2 protein-coding genes and 1 pseudogene are annotated in these 2,736 nt (G+C 77.1%); all 3 read left to right on the top strand.

The features are described 5' to 3' along the window. Positions 1–264, top strand: a pseudogene (locus NH342_RS22605) (mycofactocin system glycosyltransferase); the annotation flags it as partial. Between the two features lie 40 nt (positions 265–304). Further along, positions 305–1,561 (top strand): multidrug effflux MFS transporter, encoded by a 1,257-nt coding sequence (locus NH342_RS22600; RefSeq protein ID WP_253018563.1) that lies wholly within the window; start codon positions 305–307, stop codon positions 1,559–1,561. 54 nt (positions 1,562–1,615) lie between these two features. After that, the coding region (locus NH342_RS22595) for a GAF domain-containing protein (RefSeq protein WP_253018561.1) at positions 1,616–2,736 on the top strand (1,121 nt) is incomplete at its 3' end.

Genomic DNA, 2,736 nt, shown 5'->3' with positions numbered 1-2,736 from the left:
GGGCGCACCCTGGCCCGGTCGGTCACCCGGCACCACTGGCCGCTGGCCCTCCCGCTGCTGGCGACCCGCCGCGGCCGCCGGCTGGTCGCGGCGGCCGCGGTCGCCGACGCGGCCGGAGCCTGGTGGCCGCACCGCCACGAGGTCGGCCTGCTCCGGTTCGCGGCCGGACGGCGACTGGAGGACCTCGCCTACGGCGCCGGCCTCTGGCGCGGCGCCCTGACCGCCCGCAGCGTCCGCGCCCTGCTGCCCGCCCGCCCCCGCTGACCCCGGGAACAGAACCTCCCGGTGCGGCCTTGCCCCTCCCGTGCCGCCCTCCCAGCCCGCGCTCAGCCCGCTCAAGGTCACCCTGGTCCTCGGTGCCTTCGTCGCGCTCGGCCCGCTGACCATCGACCTCTACCTGCCGGCGCTGCCCACCATCGCCGCCGACCTGATGACCACCGACGCGGCGGTGCAGCTGACCCTCACCGGCACCTTCGCCGGCCTGGCCCTCGGCCAGCTGGTGCTCGGCCCGCTGTCGGACGCGGTCGGCCGCCGCAGGCCGCTGCTGGCCGGGACGGCGCTGCACGTGCTCGCCTCGCTGCTCATCCTCGTCGCGCCGACCGTCGAGGTCCTCGGCGTGCTGCGGGTGCTGCAGGGCATCGGCTCGGCAGCCGGTGCGGTGGTCGCCCTCGCCGTCGTCCGCGACCTGTACTCCGGTCGGGCCGCGGCCAGCCTGCTGTCGCGGCTGTTCCTGGTCATCGGGGTCGCGCCGGTCCTCGCCCCGACGCTGGGCGGCGAGCTGCTGCGCTTCACCTCCTGGCGCGGGTTGTTCGTCGTCCTCGCCGTCGTCGGCACCGCGTCGCTGGTCGCGGTCGCCCTCACGCTGCCCGAGACCCTGCCCGCCCGTCACCGGCACCCGCTGCGGTTCCGCCGCACGGTCGTCGACTACGGCCGGCTGTTCCGCGACCGGGCCTACGTCGGGCTGGTGCTGGTCGCGGGCCTGGTCATCGCCGGGCTGTTCAGCTACGTCTCCGGCGCCTCGTTCGTCTACCAGCAGCAGTTCGGCCTGGACGAGCAGCAGTTCGGCCTGCTCTTCGGGGCCGGCGCGGTCTTCCTGATCGGCACCACGCAGACCAACCCGGTGCTGCTGCGCCGGACCTCCCCGCAGGTGCTGCTCACCGTCGCCGTCCTCGGCGGGCTGGGCTCGGCCGCGCTGCTGGTGATCACCGCCGCCACCGGCTTCGGCGGCCTCCTGGGCGTCGCCGTCCCGCTGTGGCTGGTGCTGGCCAGCGCGGGGCTGGGCATGCCCAACGCCCCGGCGCTGGCGCTGTCCCGGCACGGCGAGGCGGCCGGGACGGCGGCGGCGTTGCTGGGCGCGGTGCAGTTCGGCGTCGGCGCCGTGGTCTCGCCCGTCGTGGGCCTGCTGGGCAACGACGCGCTGGCCCTCGGGTCGGTCATCCTGGCCGCCTCGGCGCTGGCCGTGGTGGTGCTGTTCGCGGTCGTCCGGCCCCGCTCGCTGCCCGACGTGGACGAGCCCGCCGTGGTGGACGACGCCGAGGAGTCTGGCGCGATCGCCCGCTAGCGGTCACCATGACGGTGACATGAGCCACGCGGCAGCGCAGCCACGGGTGAGCGCGTGACCGCGGTCAACCCGTGGCTCGCGCTGCCCGACGGCGCCCCGGGACCTCTGCTCACCCGCCGGCTGCGCGCCGCCCACGAGGCCCTGGTCACCCGCGGCCGCGCGCCCCGCGCCGACCAGGACGTGCGGTCGGTGGTCCTGGACTCCTGGCGGCGCAGCCTGGCCGGGGGCGTCGACCCCGACGCCGTCGCCGCGCCCGTCGACCTGCTCGACGACGACCTGGTCAGCTACCGCGACGCCCACCCGCTGACCGCCGTCATGCCGGTCATCCGTCGGTTGCTGGTCGCCGACGCCGAGGCCGACCGGATGATCGTCGCGGTCGCCGACGCCGCCGGCCGGATCCTGTGGGTCGAGGGTGACCGGCGGCTGCGCAGCCAGGCCGAGGGCATGCACTTCGTCGCCGGGTCCCGCTGGAGCGAGGACGTCGTCGGCACCAACGCCCCGGGCACCGCGCTGGCCCTGGACACCCCCGTGCAGATCTACGGCAGCGAGCACTACAGCCGCACGGTGCAGCCGTGGAGCTGCTCGGCCGCCCCCGTGCACCACCCGGTCACCGGCCAGCTGCTCGGCGCCATCGACGTCACCGGCGGCGACCACGTGGCCAGCCCGGCGGTGCTCACCCTCGTCCGGGCGACCGTCGCGGCCGCGGAGTCCGAGCTGCGCTGGCTGCACCGCGAGCAGCTGGCTGCCCCCACGGCCCCGCCCCGCCCACGCCCGGTCACCCCGCTGCTGGAGGTCCTGGGCCGTGACCGGGCCCGGCTGACCACCCCCGACGGCCCGGTCGAGCTCTCCCTGCGGCACTCCGAGCTGGTGCTGCTCCTGGCCGAGGCGGCCCGCGCCGGCGGTGGCCGCACCGCCGACCAGCTCGCCGCCGAGGTGCACGCGGGCGACGCCGCCCCGGTCACCGTGCGGGCCGAGCTGTCGCGGCTGCGCAAGCTGCTGGGCGAGGAGCTGCTGGCCTCCCGCCCGTACCGGTTGACCGCCCCGCTGGACACCGACCTCGACCAGGTCCGCCGGCTGCTGGACCGCGGCCAGGTGGCCACCGCGCTGGAGCGCTACGCCGGCCCCGTGCTGCCCCGCTCCGCGGCGCCGGGGGTGTGTGCCGCCCGCGCCCGGTT

This window comes from Klenkia sp. PcliD-1-E (genome assembly GCF_024124375.1).
Taxonomy (GTDB): Bacteria; Actinomycetota; Actinomycetes; order Mycobacteriales; family Geodermatophilaceae; genus Klenkia.
Note: the sequence above shows the minus strand (reverse complement) of the source record. Positions and strands in the feature narration are given on the sequence as shown.